The organism is Citreicella sp. C3M06 (assembly GCF_018860705.1).
In the GTDB taxonomy this organism is placed as follows: Bacteria; Pseudomonadota; Alphaproteobacteria; order Rhodobacterales; family Rhodobacteraceae; genus Salipiger.
In genome coordinates, this window is record NZ_JAHKQA010000091.1 from 64,924 (window position 1) to 84,041 (window position 19,118).

At 64.4% G+C, this 19,118-nt stretch carries 15 protein-coding genes; 11 read left to right on the forward strand and 4 right to left on the reverse strand.

Annotation, left to right across the window (positions count from 1 at the left end):
• The first annotated feature begins 978 nt into the window (after positions 1 to 978).
• From KO516_RS21175 to murD, 8 genes are all read left to right on the forward strand, one after another.
• A complete protein-coding gene (locus KO516_RS21175) occupies positions 979 to 1,485 on the forward strand; it encodes a division/cell wall cluster transcriptional repressor MraZ (RefSeq protein WP_216005775.1) in 507 nt (168 codons plus the stop codon).
• Entirely contained in the window at positions 1,482 to 2,453 is a 972-nt protein-coding gene (gene rsmH, locus KO516_RS21180; protein ID WP_216005776.1) for a 16S rRNA (cytosine(1402)-N(4))-methyltransferase RsmH, read from the forward strand. The genes KO516_RS21175 and rsmH overlap by 4 nt, the downstream gene beginning before the upstream one ends.
• Positions 2,453 to 2,797, forward strand: a complete 345-nt coding sequence (locus KO516_RS21185; RefSeq protein ID WP_216005777.1) for a cell division protein FtsL — start codon at positions 2,453 to 2,455, stop codon at positions 2,795 to 2,797. Before rsmH ends, KO516_RS21185 begins: the two co-directional genes overlap by 1 nt.
• On the forward strand, positions 2,794 to 4,581 hold the full coding sequence (locus tag KO516_RS21190) for a penicillin-binding protein 2 (RefSeq protein ID WP_216005778.1): 1,788 nt from the start codon (positions 2,794 to 2,796) through the stop codon (positions 4,579 to 4,581). Before KO516_RS21185 ends, KO516_RS21190 begins: the two co-directional genes overlap by 4 nt.
• Positions 4,582 to 4,620: 39 nt before the next feature.
• Positions 4,621 to 6,102, forward strand: a complete 1,482-nt coding sequence (locus KO516_RS21195) for a UDP-N-acetylmuramoyl-L-alanyl-D-glutamate--2,6-diaminopimelate ligase (protein WP_216005779.1) — start codon at positions 4,621 to 4,623, stop codon at positions 6,100 to 6,102.
• Positions 6,099 to 7,532: a UDP-N-acetylmuramoyl-tripeptide--D-alanyl-D-alanine ligase gene (gene murF, locus KO516_RS21200; protein WP_216005780.1), complete on the forward strand. Its 1,434-nt coding sequence runs from the start codon at positions 6,099 to 6,101 to the stop codon at positions 7,530 to 7,532. Before KO516_RS21195 ends, murF begins: the two co-directional genes overlap by 4 nt.
• Before the next feature lie 14 nt (positions 7,533 to 7,546).
• On the forward strand, positions 7,547 to 8,629 hold the full coding sequence (mraY, locus tag KO516_RS21205) for a phospho-N-acetylmuramoyl-pentapeptide-transferase (protein ID WP_216005781.1): 1,083 nt from the start codon (positions 7,547 to 7,549) through the stop codon (positions 8,627 to 8,629).
• Positions 8,630 to 9,400: 771 nt separating this feature from the next.
• Positions 9,401 to 10,804: a UDP-N-acetylmuramoyl-L-alanine--D-glutamate ligase gene (gene murD / locus KO516_RS21210; RefSeq protein ID WP_216005782.1), complete on the forward strand. Its 1,404-nt coding sequence runs from the start codon at positions 9,401 to 9,403 to the stop codon at positions 10,802 to 10,804.
• Here murD and KO516_RS21215 read toward each other — a convergent pair.
• On the reverse strand, positions 10,801 to 11,949 hold the full coding sequence (locus KO516_RS21215) for a Xaa-Pro peptidase family protein (protein ID WP_216005783.1): 1,149 nt from the start codon (positions 11,947 to 11,949) through the stop codon (positions 10,801 to 10,803). The genes murD and KO516_RS21215 overlap by 4 nt on opposite strands.
• 162 nt (positions 11,950 to 12,111) lie before the next feature.
• Between KO516_RS21215 and alaS the strand changes: the two genes are divergently transcribed.
• The 3 genes from alaS to KO516_RS21230 are packed head-to-tail and all read left to right on the forward strand — an operon-like array spanning position 12,112 to position 15,353.
• Positions 12,112 to 14,781, forward strand: coding sequence for an alanine--tRNA ligase (alaS, locus tag KO516_RS21220; RefSeq protein WP_216005784.1), 2,670 nt, complete (start codon positions 12,112 to 12,114; stop codon positions 14,779 to 14,781).
• Complete coding sequence (locus KO516_RS21225) at positions 14,778 to 15,062, forward strand: DUF1330 domain-containing protein (RefSeq protein WP_216005785.1); 285 nt, start codon at positions 14,778 to 14,780, stop codon at positions 15,060 to 15,062. The genes alaS and KO516_RS21225 overlap by 4 nt, the downstream gene beginning before the upstream one ends.
• A gap of 3 nt (positions 15,063 to 15,065) precedes the next feature.
• Positions 15,066 to 15,353: a DUF1330 domain-containing protein gene (locus tag KO516_RS21230; protein ID WP_216005786.1), complete on the forward strand. Its 288-nt coding sequence runs from the start codon at positions 15,066 to 15,068 to the stop codon at positions 15,351 to 15,353.
• Here KO516_RS21230 and KO516_RS21235 read toward each other — a convergent pair whose 3' ends face one another.
• The 3 genes from KO516_RS21235 to rimO all read right to left on the reverse strand — a co-directional run bounded on the left by KO516_RS21235 (position 15,354) and on the right by rimO (position 19,005).
• Positions 15,354 to 16,598, reverse strand: coding sequence for a lytic murein transglycosylase (locus KO516_RS21235; RefSeq protein ID WP_216005787.1), 1,245 nt, complete (start codon positions 16,596 to 16,598; stop codon positions 15,354 to 15,356).
• Between the two features lie 69 nt (positions 16,599 to 16,667).
• Positions 16,668 to 17,249, reverse strand: coding sequence for a thymidine kinase (locus tag KO516_RS21240; RefSeq protein ID WP_216005788.1), 582 nt, complete (start codon positions 17,247 to 17,249; stop codon positions 16,668 to 16,670).
• Between the two features lie 376 nt (positions 17,250 to 17,625).
• A complete protein-coding gene (gene rimO / locus KO516_RS21245; protein ID WP_216005789.1) occupies positions 17,626 to 19,005 on the reverse strand; it encodes a 30S ribosomal protein S12 methylthiotransferase RimO in 1,380 nt (459 codons plus the stop codon).
• Positions 19,006 to 19,118: the final 113 nt, after the last annotated feature.

Below are 19,118 nucleotides of genomic sequence, written 5' to 3' on the forward strand. Positions count from 1 at the left end.
CTCTCACGTGATCGGGCTGCTGCGTTCAAAGCGCGGAGCATGGCCGGGCGCTTCGGTGGGCTCTTGCATCACACCCGCCAGCGGGGGGCCGGCTTGAGGCCGGTGACGAGGGCTGATCCGCAGTAGGTTAAACCGGTCAGGACGATTGCTCTCGCGCAGGCTGATCTGTGCTGGCGGCTGCGGAAGGGGCGGTGCTGCGAAAACGGCTGGCACGCGTCGGCGACGGGCATCCAGCCCTACAGGCCTGGCTTTGGGTATGGTCTGGGAATTCATGGTACCGGGTTTGGGAAATCATGGGAAATGACCTGCAAGGTGATGCGGTGCTGTGGGAAACAGCTAGTCGGAGCATTGTTCTGCGGATCGGGCAGGGGTGGCAGGCGCTCGATTCCTTGGTGTTTCCCGCCGTATCGATAAGATTCGACGTATCTTCCGCAGCGATACCCGACAAACGGTAGGAGAATCTCGACCGTTTCGGGGCATTCCAGAACGCGATCAAAAGCAAATGATTTTTTGGGAAAATTTCTGAATCGTGGCGGGCTCACGACAGCGTGACTATATCTAGTGATCGGCGCGGGGCGAGTTACCAGATATCCTGCCCAAAAAGTTAACAAAACGTCAATATGTAGTTTTCCAGAGGGTCTGCAGACAACATTCAGTAGGTCGCGCCGAAAAAACCCATTGCTTCCCATAAAATCCCATGACATACCTTTAACCACGATGAGGGGCGGCACAGAGGGTTAAAAAAACCCCGTAACATCCCAGAATAAATAAAAAAATTGAGCAGGTTCATACAGGCAACCGGCCTTCATCGTAACATAGCGCATCCGGCGCGCGAGCGAGCAGACATCCCCCCAGGTGGCGCGCGCAGTCGGACTAACCCGCACGGCGGGTCAAGGCGGCGGGTTGATCGGTGGCAGCAGATCAACCCGCCGTATTTCGTTTCAAGGATCCGTAATCAAAGGGGCGTGAGTAGGGACAGTGAGCCGCAGACTGAGGTTCAGGGGCGAAAGTCGGCACAAGGTCGACGCCAAGGGGCGGGTGTCTATTCCGGCCTCGTTTCGCCGCGTTCTCGAAGCCTGCGATCCTGATTGGGTCGAAGGGCTTAATCCCAATTTCGTCATGGTTTACGGCAACGAGGCCAATCCATATATCGAATGTTTCACGATTCAGGAAATCGAACGAATCGAGGACCAGATCGAGGAAATGGAATATGGCGACGCGCGCGATCAGCTCGAAGAGATCTATTCCGCGAAATCCATTCAGGCGACGGTCGATGACACCGGTCGCATCGTGATTCCCGCAAAGCTGCGCGACCAGTTCGGTATCGGGGCCGAGGCGGCGATGATCGCCTCGCTCAACACCTTCCGGATCTGGGATGCTGAACTATACGACAGCGACAAGCAGGGCCGCGCCGCCGAGCGCACGGTTGAACTTCCGAAGAACCCGCTAACGCTGCTGCCCAGAAAGAAGGCCGACGTGGAATGACCAAAGCCCCGCATGTTCCTGTCCTGCTGCGCCCGTTGCTGGCGGCGGTGGCGCCGCTTTCGGGCATCTGGATCGATGGCACCTTCGGGGCGGGGGGCTATGCGCGTGGCCTGCTTGACGCTGGCGCGGACAAGGTCATCGGCATCGACCGCGACCCGCTGGCCCATCGCATGGCCAGCGAATGGATTGGGCAGTACGAAGGCCGCCTTGTCCTGCACGAAGGCAATTTTGCGCAGATGGACGAGGTGGCGCAGGACGTCGATGGCGTTGTGCTCGATCTTGGGGTCAGTTCGATGCAGCTCGATCTGGCCGAGCGCGGCTTTTCCTTTCAAAAGGACGGCCCGCTCGACATGCGGATGGAGCAATCGGGCACCAGCGCCGCCGATCTGGTGAAATCGCTCGACGAGACGACGCTGGCGGATGTTCTTTATACATACGGTGAGGAACGCGCCTCGCGCCGCATTGCCAAGGCCATCGTCCGGGCGCGCAACGAAGAGCCGATCGTCACCACGGCGCGGCTCAGCTCCATCGTCGAGGCTTGCCTGCCGCGCCCCAAGCCCGGCCAGAGCCACCCTGCGACTCGCAGCTTTCAGGCGCTGCGCATTGCGGTGAACGATGAATACGGCGCGCTGTGGCGCGGGCTGATGGCAGCGGAGCGGGCGCTCAAGCCCGGCGGCTGGCTTTGCGTTGTCACCTTCCATTCGGTCGAGGATCGCATGGTCAAGCGGTTCTTCCAGTCGCGCTCGGGGCGGATGGGAGCGGTCAGCCGTCACGCGCCCTTGCAGGAGACCGAGGCGCCGCAATTCACCACCGTGACGCGCAAGGCCATCGGCGCGGATGACGAAGAGCTGGCGGCGAATCCGCGCTCGCGCTCTGCCTTGTTGCGCATCGGACGCCGCACCGACGCTGCCTCTGGCCCGATCGAGGCCAACACGCTCAACATGCCTCAGCTTAAGGGGAACCGCTGATGCGAACGCTGCTGTATGTCACGACGTTCCTTGGCCTGATCGGCCTCGCCTTCTGGGCTTACCGCGAAAATTACGACACGCAGGCGGCGCTTGACACGGTCGAGGATCTGCAACGCGATATCGGCGATGCGCGGGCGCGGCTGGCGATCCTCAAGGCGGAATGGGCCTATCTGAACCGCCCCGACCGGCTGCGCGAGCTGGCCTTGCTGAACTTTCCCAAGCTTGAGCTGCTGCCGATGCGCGCCGAGCAGTTCGGTCGGGTCGATCAGGTGTCCTACCCGATGTTCGATCCGCTCGTGGTGAGCGAGCCGGTGGACGTGACCAGCGCGGGGGCCATCGAATGACCCGCACCCCGCTGCGCCCGCTTGCCCGCATCCTGCACGCCCGCGAAAAGGGCGAGAACCCCGACGCCATCGAACGCGAAAACATCCGCATCCGCCATGAGCAGATGCGCGACCGCTCGCGGGTGCGCGCCGAAGGGCGCCTTGCGATGCTGGGGGTGATGTTCCTGTGCGCCTTTGTCACCATCGGCGCGCGCATGGGGCTGTTGTCGGCAACCGAGCCGACCGAGCCGCGCGCCTATGCGCCCGGTGCGTCGATCCTTGCCAGCCGCGCCGACATCGTCGACCGCGAGGGGCGCATTCTTGCGACCAACATGGAAACCCATTCGCTGTATGCCCATCCTCAGCAGATGGTCGACCCCGAGCGCGCGGCCCGTGAACTGGCAAAGATCTTTCCCGATCTCGATGGGGCGGCGCTGGAGCGGCGCTTCAAGGATCCGAAATCGAAGTTTCGCTGGGTGAAGAAAAAGATCAGCCCCGAACAGATGCAGGCGGTGCATGACATCGGCGAGCCGGGCCTGCTGTTTGGCCCGCGCGAAATGCGGCTGTATCCCAACGGCGCGCTGGCCGCGCATGTGCTGGGCGGCGCCAGCTTCGGGCGCGAAGGCGTGCATGCCGCCGAGGTCATCGGCACCGCGGGCATCGAGAAATACTTCGACGCGCAGCTGCGCGACCCGGCGCGCGGCGGTGCCCCGCTGGAGCTGTCGCTGGATCTTGGCATCCAGTCGGCGGTCGAGGGCGTGCTGGACAGCGGCATGAAGCTGATGAATGCCAAGGGCGCGGCGGCGGTGCTGATGAACGTGCACACGGGCGAGGTCATCGCCATTGCCTCGCTGCCCGATTTCGACCCGAACGACCGGCCCAATCCGCCCACCAAGGGCGCGCCCGCCGACAGCCCGCTGTTCAACCGGGCGGTGCAGGGGGTGTACGAGCTGGGCTCGACCTTCAAGATCTTCGCTGCTGCGCAGGCAATGGAACTGGGGCTGGTGACGCCGCAGACCATCATCGACACCCGCCCGCCGTTCCGGGTCGGCGGCTTTTCCATCGGCGAATTCGAAGGTCACAACTACGGCCAGATCTCCGTCGAAAAGATCATCATCGAAAGCTCGAACCGTGGCACCGGCAAGCTGGCGCTGGCCATCGGGCCGGAACGCCAGCAGCAGTTCCTGAAATCGCTCGGCTTCTTCGAGCCGGTGAAGTTCGAAATGGTCGAGGCCCCCGGCGGCCAGCCGCTGCTGCCCAAGCGCTGGGGCGAGCTGTCGACGGTCACCATTTCCTACGGCCACGGGCTGTCATCCTCGCCGCTGCACCTTGCGGCGGGCTATGCGGCGATTGCCAACGGCGGCTATGCGGTGCAGCCGACGCTTCTCAAGCAGCAGGGGCCGCGTCTCGGAGAAAAGGTGATGTCGTCGGGCGTGGCGCTGGAAGCGCGGCGGATGCTGCGCAAGGTTGTCAGCGAGGGCACTGCGAGCTTTGGCGACGTGCCGGGCTATAGCGTCGGCGGCAAGACCGGCACGGCGGATAAGCCAAAGGAAAACGGCGGCGGTTATTACAAGGACAAGACCATCACCACCTTTGCGTCGATGTTCCCGTCCGAATCGCCGGAATATGTGCTGATCGTCACGTTGGACGAGCCGGTCGAGACCTCTGGCGACAAACCGCGCCGCACGGCAGGCTGGACATCGGTGCCGATCGGGGCCGAGATCATCGGACGGGTCGCGCCTCTTCTGGGGTTGCGTCCGGAATACGATACGGGCGAAATGCAGGCAACGCTGGTGCGCAACTAGGCTGCATCACAGCGGATTTGTCAGGGTGAAGGGGCTGCCATGGGCGAGGAAAAGACACTCTCGGACCTTGGGCTGACGGCTCGGGGCGGGCGCGAGGCGCGCATCAGCGGCATCACGCTGGACAGCCGGGCGGTGATGCCCGGGCATCTGTTCGCGGCGATGCCGGGCACCCGGGTGCATGGGGCGACTTTCGTGAATACCGCGCTGTCGCAGGGGGCGGTTGCCATCCTGACCGATGCCGAGGGCGCGAAAATTGCGCAAGAGGCGCTGCGCGGTAGCGAGGCCGCCCTGATCATCGCTGCCGAGCCAAAGGCGGCGCTGGCCTATGCTTGCGCGCTGTTCTTTGGCGCCCAGCCGCAGGTCATGGTCGCGGTGACGGGCACCAACGGCAAGACCTCGGTCGCCAGCTTCGTGCGGCGTATCTGGCAGGAACTGGGCTTTCGCGCCGTCAATGTCGGCACCACTGGAGTCGAAGGCGATTGGGAGGCCCCGCTGCGCCACACCACCCCGGACCCGGTGACGCTGCACAAGGCGCTGGCCGAGGCGGCGGCTGCGGGTGTCGATCACGCCGCCATGGAGGCATCGTCGCACGGGCTCGACCAGCGCCGGCTTGACGGTGTGCAGCTTCTGGCAGCGGGCTTTGCCAATTTCAGCCAGGATCACCTAGATTACCACGCGGATTTCGAAGAGTACTTCGCCGCCAAGGCCGGGCTGTTCGCCCGCGTGCTGCCCGAAGACGGCATTGCGGTGATCAATATCGACGATGCGCGTGGCATCGACATGCTCGCCATCGCCAAGGCGCGCGGGCAAGAGGTCATCACCGTGGGCGAAAGCGAAGGCGCGGATCTGCGGCTACTGGGGCAGCGCTTTGATGCCACGGGGCAAGAAATGCGCCTGTCGTGGCACGGCGTGGTCGAACAATTCCGCCTGCCTCTGATCGGCGATTTTCAGGGCTGGAACGCGCTTCTGGCGGCGGGGCTGGTCATCGCTTGCGGCACCGAGGCCGAAGACGTGTTCCGCACCTTGCCGCGCCTTGAAACGGTGCGCGGTCGGATGCAGCTGGCCGCGACGCGCGGCAGTGGTGCGGCGGTCTATGTCGATTTCGCCCATACCCCCGACGCCGTGGCAATCGCGCTCGAGGCGCTGCGCCCGCATGTCATGGGCCGTCTGATCGCGGTGATCGGCGCGGGCGGAGACCGTGATCCGGGCAAGCGCCCGCTGATGGGGGCAGCGGCGATGGAGCACGCCGACCTGGTCATCGTCACCGATGACAACCCGCGCAGCGAAGAGCCTGCCGCGATCCGCGCACAGGTGCTGGAGGGGGCCCCCGGCGCGCTGGAAATCGGCGATCGGGCCGAGGCGATCCTGCGCGGCGTTGATATGCTGGGGCCGGGCGATGCGCTGCTGCTCTGCGGCAAGGGGCACGAAACTGGGCAGATCGTCGGCGACACGGTTTACCCCTTCGATGACGTAGAGCAGGCCAGCCTTGCGGTGGCGGCGCTGGACGGGAGGGGCCTGTGACGCTCTGGACATCGAACGAGGCCGCTGCCGCGACCGGCGGCAAGGTGTTTTCCGACTGGCAAGTGTCGGGTGTGTCGATTGACACCAGAACCATCGAACCCGGTGACCTGTTCGTGGCGCTCAAGGCGGCCCGCGACGGACATGATTTCGTGGCGCAGGCACTGGCGAATGGCGCGGCGGCCGCTCTGGTCAGCCGCATTCCCGAGGGCGTCGATCCAGAGCGGCTGCTGCTGGTCGAGGATGTTCAGTCCGGGCTTGAATCGCTGGGCCGCGCGGGCCGCGCCCGCACTCGCGCCAGAGTGGTCGGGGTCACCGGATCGGTGGGTAAGACCTCGTCAAAGGAAATGCTGCGCAAGGTGCTTGGCGCGCAGGGCAGTGTGCACGCCGCCGAGAAAAGCTACAACAACCACTGGGGCGTGCCCCTGACGCTGGCGCGAATGCCCGCCGACGTCGATTTCGCCGTGATCGAGATCGGCATGAACCACCCCGGCGAGATCGGACCGCTGTCGCGCATGGCGCGTCCGCATGTGGCGATGATCACCATCGTGGCGCCAGCGCATCTTGCGGCCTTCGACGGGCTAGAGGGCATTGCCCGTGAAAAGGCGGCGATCTTCGACGGTCTGGAACCGGGCGGCATCGCGGTGGTGAATGGCGATCTGTCGGTGACGCCGATCCTGCTCGATGCGGCCCGCGCCCATGCCGCCCGCATCATCACTTTTGGCGAGACGCGGGGCAATCATCACCGCGTCGAAGACGTGACGATCTGCGACACCACCACCGTGGTGCAGGCCCGCGCGTGGCGCACGCCGATGCTCTACAAGGTTTCGGTGCCGGGGCGGCATTACGCGGTCAACGGGCTGGGTGTGCTGGCGGTGGCGCATGCGCTTGGCTGCGACCGGGCGCTGGCGGTTGCAGCGCTGGGTCAGTGGTATCCGGGCGAAGGGCGCGGGCTGCGCGAAGAGCTGTTCCTCGATGCGGTGGAAACGCAGAATGCGCTGGAACTGATCGACGATGCCTACAATGCCAACCCCGCCTCGCTGAGCGCCTCTCTCGAGGTGCTGGCGGGGGCGCATCCCCGCAATGACGTCGGGCGGCACAAGCGGGGGCGGCGGATCGCCTATATCGGCGATATGAAAGAACTGGGCGAGGCCGAGATCGCCCTGCACACGGCGCTCGCCGATCTGCCGGCAATGCGGCAGATCGATGTCGTGCATTGCGTTGGTCCGCTGATGCACGAACTCTGGCGGGCTTTGCCCGAAGAAAAGCAGGGCCGCTGGACCGAAGATAGCGCCAAGATGGCGGAACGTGTCCGTCAGGATCTGGATGCAGGCGATGTCGTGCTCGTGAAAGGCTCGCTGTCGATGCAGCTGGCACGGGTGGTTGACGCTATCCGGCGGATGGGCGTATCCCCCGCGGGCGGCAACGGCTGATAAGGGACGCAGCGATGCTTTACTGGCTCACCGAACTCAGCGACGGGGGGGATGTTTTCAACCTCTTCCGCTACATCACCTTTCGCGCGGGCGGGGCCTTCCTGACTGCGCTGATGTTCGGGTTCATCTTCGGAATTCCTCTGATCAACGTGCTGCGCAAGCGGCAGGGCAAGGGGCAGCCGATCCGCTCGGACGGCCCCGAGGGGCACTTCGTCAAGGCGGGCACTCCTACCATGGGCGGTCTGCTGATCGTCGGCGCGCTGCTGACCTCGACATTGCTCTGGGCGCGACTCGACAACCCGTTCGTGTGGATGGTGCTGTTCGTGACCGTGAGTTACGCCGCCATCGGATTTGCCGATGATTACGCCAAGGTATCCAAGCAGAACACCGACGGCGTATCGGGCAAGGTGCGGCTTTTGCTGGGCTTTCTTATCGCAGGGATCGCCGGGGCATGGGCCGCATGGTTCCACCCCGATGACCTGACCGGGATGCTCGCCTTCCCGATTTTCAAAGACGCACTGTTAAATCTCGGCATTTTCTTCGTGCCGTTCTCGATGATCGTCATCGTCGGCGCGGCCAATGCGGTCAACCTGACCGACGGGCTCGACGGGCTGGCAATCATGCCGGTGATGATCGCGGGCGGCACGCTTGGCATCATTGCCTATGCCGTGGGCCGCGTCGATTTCACCGAATATCTCGAGGTGCATTACGTTCCCGGAACCGGTGAGATCCTGATCTTTTCCGCCGCGCTCATCGGCGGCGGGCTGGGCTTTCTGTGGTACAACGCGCCGCCCGCCGCGGTATTTATGGGCGATACCGGCAGCCTCGCCCTTGGCGGCGCGCTTGGCGCCATCGCCGTCGCCACCAAGCACGAAATCGTGCTGGCCATTGTCGGCGGCCTCTTCGTGGTCGAGGCCCTGTCGGTGATCATTCAGGTGCTTTACTTCAAACGCACCGGCAAGCGGGTGTTTCTGATGGCGCCGATCCATCATCACTACGAGAAAAAGGGCTGGGCCGAACCGCAGATCGTCATCCGCTTCTGGATCATCTCGCTGATCCTTGCGCTGATCGGTCTCGCGACGCTGAAACTACGTTGAGACGAAGAGGAATCTCGAAAGCCCGATCCAGTCCTTGGGGTTCCAGGGCCTGAGCCGGGCGCGAGGCTCGACAGGCGCCCCCAGCCTTTCTCTCCGGCATGATGCCACAAAGGCACTGGTGCCACTTCGTGGCTGGCATCCCCAAGGCTAGCTTCGGCTGGGAGATTTGGGCCGCCCCATGGGGCTTCTCCGATCGCCATATTGCGTCCTATCCGTTCCCGCGCTGGCTGTTAGAAATCCTTCACAGATCTTGTTACGGCACAGCCTCGATAAACATCTGGCATTGGCCATGGCTGGAGTTTGCCGTTTCGCGGGACAGGATCGCGCGGTGCGTCGCTGTTCGGCAGTGCGGGTCTCTCTTGGCGCTGCCGGTGGTGCATAGCCTCCCCGCACCGGAGGCTCCGACGCAGCGATGAGCGCATCCTTTGGCCAGCATCCGCCCCCATCTTCCTTGGTGTTACCCTCATATGCCTCGGTGCTGGCCTTGCGGCCGTCTGCCCGTTGACGCGCAAACGCAGAAAACCGCGCAGCTGATCGAAGGCAGCGCCTGGCCTCCATGTCCGGCTTGCCTCCGGCGGGGATATTTAGGGCCAGAAGAAGTCAAAGTGCCGCGCCCCGGTTTCCTCTGGCCTGAAATATCCCGGGGGGCCCGCAGGGCGGGGGCAGCGCCCCCTCCGGTCTCTCAAATCTGGAATGCCGAGGGGGCAGGGGCGCTCTGGCATCCGGCGCTGCGCTGCGCTAGCCCTGATGCACAAGATCAGGAGAAAGCGCATGATTCCGGTACGTGGGTTCGAAGGCAGGGTGGTCGCGGTGTTTGGTCTGGGGCGGTCCGGCCTTTCGGCGGCACGCAGTTTGCGCGAAGGTGGCGCGATTCCGTTGTGCTGGGATGACAACCCTGCCGCGCGCCAGGTGGCGATTGACGAGGGTTTCGAGACTCGTGAGTTTGCAAAGCAGGGTGGCTTTGATGGGGTCGACTGGCTGGTTGTTTCTCCCGGTATCGCGCATCTCTACCCTGCACCCAACCCGGTGATCGCCGCCGCCTGGGAGGCGGGGGTGCCGGTCGACAACGACATCGGCCTGTTCTTCCGCTCGCTCGGCGGGGGCGAGTGGGACGAGTATGACCAGCCGCCCAAGGTCCTCACCGTCACCGGCTCGAACGGCAAGTCGACCACTTCGGCGCTGATCCATCACATCCTGACGGTGGCGGGGCGGGAAAGCCAGCTGGCGGGCAACATCGGGCGCGGTGTTCTGGACATCGATCCGCCCGAGGATGGCGGGGTGGTGGTGCTCGAGCTGTCGTCTTACCAGACCGATCTGGCGCGGGCGCTGACTCCGGATGTCGCGGTCTTTACCAACCTGTCGCCGGATCACCTTGACCGACACGGTGGTATGGGTGGCTATTTCGCCGCCAAGCGTCGGCTTTTTGCCGAGGGCGGTCCTGATCGCTGCATCATTGGTGTGGATGAACCCGAAGGCCGTTACCTCGCCAACCAGCTGATGGAGACCGCTGCAGATGCGCGCGTCATCCGGATTTCTTCTGGCAGCAAACTCAGCGGACCGGGTTGGGATGTGTTTGCCCGCAAGGGGTTTCTCAGCGAGACCCGCAAGGGGCGGCAGGTGGCCTCGATCGACCTGCGCGAGGTGCGCGGCTTGCCCGGCGCGCACAATCACCAGAACGCCTGCGCCGCCTATGCGGCTGCCCGCGCGCTTAACGTGCCGCCAAAGACCATCGAAAGCGCCCTTCACAGCTTTGAAGGCTTGCCGCACCGCAGCCAGATCATCGCCGAAGTGGCGGGGGTGCGCTATGTCAACGACAGCAAGGCGACCAATGTCGATGCAGCGCTCAAGGCGCTTCAGGCCTTCCCGCGCATTCGCTGGGTCTGCGGCGGGCTGATGAAGGACGGTGGGCTGAGCGGTCTCGCGCCGGGGCTGCCCAACGTGGCCAAGGCCTATGTCATCGGGCGCGAAGCGGCGAGCTTTGCGCTGGGGCTGCCGGGGTGCGACACCGAGGTTTGCACCGACATGCAGACCGCCGTGGCCCGCGCCAGCGCTGATGCGCAGGAGGGCGAGGTGGTTCTGTTGGCGCCGGCGGCGGCGAGTTTCGACCAGTACGACAATTTCGAACAGCGCGGCGATGACTTCGCCGCAAAGGTTCGCACGGCGCTGGGGCTTTAGACCACCGGGATCTGACGCGGGGCGAGCGGCGAGAGCCAGCGCGCTCCGTCCTCGGTGATCACCATGTTTTCCTCATGCACCATCAGCCGGTCATGCGCCAGCGGCAGGCAAGGCTCGACCGTCAGCACCATGCCCGGGCGCAGCAGCGTCCGGTCGTCGGGGATCAGCGAGGGCGGCTCGGTCAGGCGCATCCCCAGACCATGGCCCAGCCGCCCGGTCACCGGGCCATGGGCGCGGGGGGCGAGCACCGCCAGCATCGCCGCGTGCAGATCTGCGACGGGGATCCCAGGCCGGGCCATGTCGAATGCCGCCATCGCTGCGTCATGCAACACCTCATGCGCTTCGGAGACATCGACCGCCGCCGGCCCGACCGACCAGTTGCGATTGAAATCGCAGTAATAGCCTTCGTGCACCGCCCCGGTGTCGAGCATCAGGATGTCGCCCGGCACCAGCGGCGTCGGAGCGGCAGGCGAGATCACGTCATTGTAGCCGCCCTGCGCCGCGCCGCCCGCAACGTAGCCGACCCAATCCGCGCCCTCGTCGAGCAGCAAGCTTTGAAAGCGCCGGAAGATATCGCAAAGCGGCGTGCCCTGCGCCGCGATCTGTGGCACGCGGGCAAAGGCGCGCCCGGCGATGGCGCAGGCGGTCTCGATCAGCGCGATCTCGGCGGGGGATTTCACCATCTGCTGATCGCGGATGATCTCGGCCACATCGACGAAAGGCCGATCCAGCAGGCGGCGCAGCAGATCCCACGACATCAGCGGCATGCGCAGCGTCGACTCTCGCCCCATCGGCACGCCGATACGCTCGCCGGGTCGCGTCACCTCGCGCAGCGTGTCGGCCAGCAGCGTCAGCCCGTCATCGGCGTAATCGGGTGAGGGCCAGCTGCGGATGTCGCTAATTGGCCCACGCGCCATCAGGGCCCGCCCGATGTCGGGGATCACCGCGATGGGTTGCCCTGCCGCCGGTATCACCAGAAACCAAGGCCGCGTCGGGCTTTCCCAGAACCGCGTCAGGAACCCCGAGAAATAGCGGATGTCAGGTTCTTGTGTCAGCAGCACCGCAGCCACATCGTTGCGGGTCATGGCTTGCTGAAGAACCCGCAGGCGGGTGGTGAATTCGGCAGTCGAAAACGTCAGGCTCATGGGAAATCCAGTCGGAAAACATCAGGATCATGGGGTAATCCAGTTTGGCAATAGGGTGATCAAACCCGCCCTGCCGGGGTTTTGCAAGACGGACGATGGACAGCAGGCGGGCATGGGGCTACACCTTCTCGAACCTCAAAAGCCAGCTTGCCAAGGACGATCATGACGAGCCTGAACGACATTCGCGCCGCTTTCCTCGGCTATTTCGAAAAGCAGGGCCACCGTGTGGTTCCCTCGAGCCCGCTTGTGCCGCGCAACGATCCCACGCTGATGTTTGCCAATTCGGGCATGGTTCAGTTCAAGAACCTGTTCACCGGCGTCGAGACGCGCGATTACAAGCGCGCCACCACCGCGCAGAAATGCGTGCGGGCCGGGGGCAAGCACAACGATCTCGACAATGTGGGCTATACCGCGCGGCACCACACGTTCTTCGAGATGATGGGCAATTTCTCGTTCGGAGATTACTTCAAATCCGAGGCCATCCCCTTTGCGTGGGAGATGGTGACCAAAGAGCTGGGCATCGACGCGGGGCGTCTGCTGGTGACGGTCTATCATACCGATGACGAGGCCGCGCAGATCTGGAAAAGCGTCGGCGTGCCCGAAGACCGGATCATCCGCATCGCCACCAACGACAATTTCTGGATGATGGGGCCGACCGGGCCTTGCGGGCCGTGCACCGAGATTTTCTTCGATCACGGCGACAAGTACTGGGGCGGGCCTCCGGGATCGCCCGAGGAAGACGGTGACCGCTTCGTCGAGATCTGGAACCTTGTCTTCATGCAGAACGAACAGTTCGAAGACGGCTCGATGCGGGCGCTCGACATGCAGTCGATCGACACCGGCATGGGCATTGAACGGGTTGCGGCGCTGCTGCAGGGCACCAACGACAATTACGGGACAGACCTCATCCGCAGCCTGATCGAGGCGTCGGCGGATGTCACCTCGACCGACCCCGACGGGCCGGGCAAGACCCATCACCGGGTGATCGCCGACCACCTGCGTTCGACCTCGTTCCTGATTGCCGATGGCGTGATGCCCAGCAATGACGGGCGCGGCTACGTGCTGCGCCGGATCATGCGCCGCGCCATGCGCCATGCGCATATGCTGGGCTCCAAGGATCCGGTGATGCACCGGCTGGTTCCGGCGCTGGTGCGCCAGATGGGCGCGGCCTATCCCGAATTGCACCGCGCCCAGTCGCTGATCGAAGAGACCCTGAAGCTCGAGGAAACCCGGTTCAAGCAGACACTTGATCGCGGCCTCAAGCTGCTGGACGAAGAGCTGGCGCAACTGCCCGATGCCGCTGCGCTGCCCGGCGAGACGGCGTTCAAGCTGTATGACACCTATGGCTTTCCGCTCGACCTGACGCAGGACGCGCTGCGCGAGCGCGCGCGCAGCGTTGACACCGACGGGTTCGATGCCGCCATGGCCGAGCAAAAGGCCAAGGCCCGCGCCGCGTGGTCCGGCACGGGCGAATCCGCCGATCTTGCGATCTGGTTCGAGATCGCCGACCAGCATGGCGCCACCGATTTCCTTGGCTATGACACCGAAACCGCCGAAGGCCAGATGCTGGCGCTGATCCGGGACGGCAAGCCGGTCGAGGCGCTGGAAGCGGGCGAAAGCGGCTGGATTGTGATGAACCAGACGCCGTTTTATGGCGAAAGCGGCGGTCAAGTCGGCGACACCGGCTGGCTGCGCCGGCTTGAGGATGAAAATGATCTGGCCGAGGTGACCGGCACACAGAAGATGGGCGGCGGCAAGGTGATTGCCCATGCGGTCACCATCAAGCAGGGCCGCTTTGCCCTGAACGAGGCGGTCGCGCTCGAGGTCGATCACAACCGCCGCAGCATGATCCGCGCCAACCATTCAGCGACCCACCTGCTGCACGAGGCGCTGCGCCGCGCGCTTGGCGATCACGTTGCGCAGCGCGGCTCGCTCAACGCGCCCGATCGTCTGCGGTTCGACTTTTCGCACAGCAAGGCGCTGAGCCCTGAAGAGATCGCGCAGGTCGAAGCCGAGGTGAACGCCTTCATCCGGCAGAACACCCCGGTCAGCACCCGGATCATGACCCCGGATGACGCCCGCGCCATTGGTGCGCAGGCGCTGTTCGGTGAGAAATACGGCGACGAGGTGCGGGTCGTGTCGATGGGCGAGCTGTCCGGTTCGGGCAAGGGCGCCGATGGCAAGACCTATTCGCTGGAACTGTGCGGTGGCACGCATGTGCGCCAGACCGGCGATATCGGCACCTTTGCGCTGACCTCGGAATCGGCCTCTGCCGCGGGCGTGCGCCGGATCGAGGCGCTGACCGGCGAGGCCGCCATGGCCGAGTTGCGCAGCCGCGATCACGCGCTGTCGGAGATCGAAGGCCTGCTCAAGGCGCAAGGTCAGGGTGCGGTGGCCCGCGTCGCCGCGCTTCTGGATGACAAGCGCAAGCTCGACAACGAGGTGGCGCAGCTGCGCCGCGATCTCGCCATGGCCGGCGGGCCGGGTGAGGGGCCGGAAACCCGCGACATCGGCGGCGTCAAATTCGTCGCGCAGGTGCTGTCGGGGGTGCAGGGCAAGGATCTGCCGCCGCTGATGGATGAGCACAAGGCGCGGCTTGGATCTGGCGCAGTGCTGCTGATCGCGGATACCGGCGGCAAGGTCGCCGTTGCGGCGGGCGTGACATCTGATCTGACGGACAAGCTGTCGGCGGTGACTCTGGTCAAGGCGGCGGTCGAGGCGCTCGGCGGCAAGGGTGGCGGTGGGCGTCCCGACATGGCGCAGGGCGGGGCGAAAGACGCCGACAAGGCGGATGAGGCGATCCGGGCCGCCGAAGCGGTGATCGCCTCGTGAGCACCTACGTCATCGCCCGCATCGACGTTACCGATCCCGAGGATTACGCAACCTATGCGCGCCAGACCATGGCGCTTGCCGAGAAATTCGGCGGGCGCTTTCTGGTCAAGGGCGGGCCGCAGACCGTGGTCGAGGGCGAGGCGCCCTCGCGCCATGTGTTGCTGGAATTCCCCTCGCTCACGGCCGCGCGCACCTGGTATGACAGCGCCGAATATCAGCGCATCCTGCCCATCGCGACGCGCTCGTCGAAGCGCGATCTTGTCATCGTCGAAGGAGTCTGACCGATGCCCGCTTTGTGGATTGCCCATGTCACCGTCACTGACGAAGAGGCCTATGCCAAATATGCCGCGCTTGCCGGGCCGGCCATCGCCAAGCATGGCGGCAGCTTCATCGCCCGCGCCGCGCGCTATGTGCAGCTTGAGGGCAAGGAGCGCCCGCGCAACGTGGTCGCGAAATTCGACACGCTTGAGGCTGCCGAGGCCTGCTATCATTCGCCCGAATACCAAGAAGCGCTGAGCCATGCGCGCGGCGCGTCCGAGCGCGAGCTGCTGGTGGTCGAAACGACCGAATGACTAGCGCCCGAGCGCGGCTTTCATGCCGGGTTCGGGAAAACAGGTGGCGCGCTGGCCGGTCTTTTCCTGCCAGCGCCCGATCGACCGGCGGGTCTTGAACCCGGGCAAGCCATCGGCGCCGCCAACGTCATGGCCCATCGCCTCGAGACCGCGCTGCATGGCCGCGATGTCCGAGCGATACATTTTCCCGACATCCCCCCAGCGCCCGATGAAATCGCCCATGCCGTATTGAATGCGATCCCCGATATGACCGACGAACAGGGCGTAAAGATCGCTCATGTTGTAGTCTTTCAGTACGTAGAAATTCGGTGTGACCAGAAAGGCCGGACCATTGCGCCCGGCGGGCATCAGCAGAAAGCCAGTGCCGCGCAGCTCGGATGCCGGAAACGGCTTGGCCCCGACGCGTTGAATGCCCATCGCCGTCCAGTCGGCCACGGTGCGGCCCTGATCCCGGCCTTCCAGCGTGCATGACACCTGCGGCGGCACGATGACCTCGAACCCCCAGTCGTGGCCCGTCTGCCAACCGTGCCGTGCAAGGTAATTGCCGATCGAGGCGATGGTGTCGGCCTCGGAGCCCCAGATGTCTTGCCGCCCGTCGCCATTGCCGTCGGCGGCATAGCGCAAGAAGTTCGAGGGCATGAACTGTGGCTGCCCCAGCGCGCCGGCCCAGCTGCTTTTCATGGCGCGGGGCGCGACATGGCCCTGATCGGCGATGACCAGCGCGGCAATCAGCTCGTCGGTGAAATAGGCGGCGCGGGTCGACATGAAGCCCTTGGTGCCCAGCACCTGAAAGGCGTCATGGCGGATCGGCACCTGCCCATAGCCGCTTTCGCGCCCCCAGATCGCCAGCAGAATGCGCCCGGGCACGCCGGTGGCCCGTTCTGTCGCTGCCAGCACTGCGTGATGTCTGCGCGCCATCTGCCGACCCACTGACGTGGCGCCATCGATGCTGTTGCGGTTGAAATAGTTCGACGGCGCGCCGAATTCCGCCTGCCGCTGGCGGCGCGGCACGCTTTGCTTGCTGCCGGGCGGCACGAGATCGGGCAGATCCCAGTTCAGCGTCACGCCGCTGAACGCCGCGTCGAAAACCCGGCGCGAGACGCCGTCGCGCCGGGCCATCGGCCAGACCGTCTGCTCCAGCCAGCGCTGAAAGGCCTGCTCGACGCGGCCACGGTCCTGCGCAAGCGCGGGAGAGGCAAGAAGGGCAAGGCTCAGGGCGAGGGTCAGGAACAGGCGCTGGATCATAGGGGCGATCAAAGCGCATGCGCGCGGGTTACGCCATTGTTTCGTTACGACACGGCGGCGATTGTCGCGTCAGCCTTGGTCCATCGCCTCGCGCCAATGCCTGCGGCACAGCGAGACATAGGTCTCGTTGCCGCCGATCTGAACCTGCGCGCCGTCGTGCAGCGTCTGCCCGTCGGCGTTCTGGCGGATGACCATGGTCGCCTTGCGCCCGCAATGGCAGATCGTGCGTACCTCGCGCAGCGTGTCGGCCAGCGCCAGCAGCACCGCCGAGCCGGGAAACAGCTTGCCGCGAAAATCCACCCGAAGGCCGTAGGCCATCACCGGGATGCGCAGATCATCCGCCACCCGCGCCAGCTGCCAGACCTGCGCTTCGGTCAGGAACTGCGCCTCATCGACAAAGATGCAGGCCAGCGGGCGCGCATGCGTTTCGGTGTCGATCCGCGCAAAGAGGTCATCTTGGGGGGCAAAGGTCTCGGCAGGGCGGCCAAGGCCGATGCGCGAGCCGATGCGTCCTTCGCCGGCGCGGGTATCAAGCCGGGCGGTCAGCAAGAAGACCTCCATGCCGCCTTCGCCGTAGTTATGCGCCGCCTGCAGCAGCAGCGTCGATTTGCCGGCGTTCATGGTCGAGTAGTTGAAGTAGAGCTTTGCCATGACGGGCTGATTGCCGCAGCGGTGAGCGCCTTGCAAGCGATGCTACAAAAAAGAATGCTCCCGCAAAACGGGAGCATTCCTGGGCTCAAATAAACACAAACAACAATCCCGGGGTCGGCATACACCTTGCCCGGGGGAGAGCCCGGTAAAAAAGTCACACTCTCAGACGTATTCCCGTTTGGGGCTATCATCTGCTAAGCAATTCCTAGGAATTTATAACATAGGTTTATTGCGATTAAGAAGGCTGTTCCGTCCAGAATTCACGGATTCACGCATAGATCACGCAAATATTCGTATATGGGTATGTGAGTATACCACATTCCCGTATAGCGTGTTCAGTAAAGCGTTTTAATGCAGAGCCACCGTCTTGGTCGGCTCAGACGAGTCGGCCCCACAGGTCGTATTCGCCTGCCTCATCCACCTCGACGCTGACGATATCGCCCGGTTTAAGCGAATCGAAATTCTCGTCGATGAACAGATTGCCGTCGATCTCGGGGGCGTCGGCCTTGGTGCGGCAGGTGGCGGCGTCGTCTTCGACAAGATCCACGATCACCTCCATCCTTGTGCCGACCTTGGCCGCCAGCTTGGCCTCGGAGATTGCCTGAGCCTTTTCCATGAAGCGGTCCCAACGCTCTTGCTTGAGCTCTTGGGGAACATGATCGGGCAGGGCGTTGGAGCGCGCGCCGTCGACGTTTTCATACTGAAAACAGCCAACGCGATCGAGCTGCGCCTCGTCCATCCAGTCCAGCAGGGTCTGGAATTCCGATTCGGTCTCACCGGGATAGCCAACGATAAAGGTCGAGCGCAGCACGATGTCGGGGCAATCGCGGCGCCAGGCGGCGATCTCGTCGAGGGTTTTCGACGCGGCGGCAGGGCGGGCCATGCGTCTGAGCACATCTGGATGGGCGTGCTGGAACGGAATGTCGAGATAGGGCAGCACGCCGCCGCCCAGACCTGCGGATTCCGCCATCAGCGGGATCAGCTCGCGCACATGCGGGTAGGGGTAGACGTAATGCAGCCGCACCCAGGCACCAAGGCTGCCCAGATCGCGCGCCAGCGGCAGGATCGGGGCCTTATGTTCGCGGTCCTTCCAGTCGGTGCCATAGGCGCTGGTGTCCTGACTGATGACCAGCAGTTCCTTCACGCCCGCTTCGACCAGCTTTTCCGCTTCGCGCATCACCGCCCTATGCGGGCGCGAGGCCAGCTTTCCGCGCATGTCGGGGATAATGCAGAACTTGCAGGCGTGGTTGCAACCTTCTGATATCTTGAGATAACTATAGTGCCGCGGTGTCAGGGAAACCCCCGACGCGGGCAGCAGATCGACAAAGGGGTGCGGGCTGGGCGGCACCGCGCCGTGCACCGCGTCGAGCACCTGTTCATACTGGTGCGGCCCGGTCACCGCCAGCACCTTGGGATGCGCGCCGGTGATATAGTCGGGCTCGGCCCCAAGGCAGCCGGTCACGATGACCCGGCCGTTTTCCGCCAGCGCCTCGCCGATGGCCTCCAGCGATTCCGCCTTGGCGGAATCGAGAAAGCCGCAGGTGTTGACGATCACCGCATCGGCCCCGGCGTAATCGGCCGAGATGCCATAGCCCTCGGCGCGCAGCCGCGTCAGGATGCGTTCGCTGTCGACCAGCGCCTTGGGACAGCCCAGCGAGACCATGCCGATGGTCGGCTGGCCGTCGCGTTTCGTCTCGGTGATACGGGCGCGCGCGAGATCCGGGCGCAGGTCTGGGGGATTCTGCATGGCGCGCATATAAGGCAGTGCGCGCCTTCCGAAAAGCCCGAGCTTGACCTCGGCGCATTGCGGACAAGTTTAAGCTTGTCTTAAGTGATCGCGAACACGCCGAATGACGAGGAGCTGACTGC

Bases quoted from the DNA above. Each gene is read 5' to 3' on its own strand.
- KO516_RS21195 (WP_216005779.1), top strand. From the start codon at position 4,621: ATGGGCGAGGAAAAGACACTCTCGGACCTTGGGCTGACGGCTCGGGGC.
- KO516_RS21215 (WP_216005783.1), bottom strand. From the start codon at position 11,949: ATGAGCCTGACGTTTTCGACTGCCGAATTCACCACCCGCCTGCGGGTT.
- murD (WP_216005782.1), top strand. From the start codon at position 9,401: ATGATTCCGGTACGTGGGTTCGAAGGCAGGGTGGTCGCGGTGTTTGGT.
- KO516_RS21230 (WP_216005786.1), top strand. From the start codon at position 15,066: ATGCCCGCTTTGTGGATTGCCCATGTCACCGTCACTGACGAAGAGGCC.
- KO516_RS21185 (WP_216005777.1), top strand. From the start codon at position 2,453: ATGCGAACGCTGCTGTATGTCACGACGTTCCTTGGCCTGATCGGCCTC.
- alaS (WP_216005784.1), top strand. From the start codon at position 12,112: ATGACGAGCCTGAACGACATTCGCGCCGCTTTCCTCGGCTATTTCGAA.
- mraY (WP_216005781.1), top strand. From the start codon at position 7,547: ATGCTTTACTGGCTCACCGAACTCAGCGACGGGGGGGATGTTTTCAAC.
- rsmH (WP_216005776.1), top strand. From the start codon at position 1,482: ATGACCAAAGCCCCGCATGTTCCTGTCCTGCTGCGCCCGTTGCTGGCG.
- KO516_RS21235 (WP_216005787.1), bottom strand. From the start codon at position 16,598: ATGATCCAGCGCCTGTTCCTGACCCTCGCCCTGAGCCTTGCCCTTCTT.
- rimO (WP_216005789.1), bottom strand. From the start codon at position 19,005: ATGCGCGCCATGCAGAATCCCCCAGACCTGCGCCCGGATCTCGCGCGC.
- KO516_RS21240 (WP_216005788.1), bottom strand. From the start codon at position 17,249: ATGGCAAAGCTCTACTTCAACTACTCGACCATGAACGCCGGCAAATCG.
- KO516_RS21190 (WP_216005778.1), top strand. From the start codon at position 2,794: ATGACCCGCACCCCGCTGCGCCCGCTTGCCCGCATCCTGCACGCCCGC.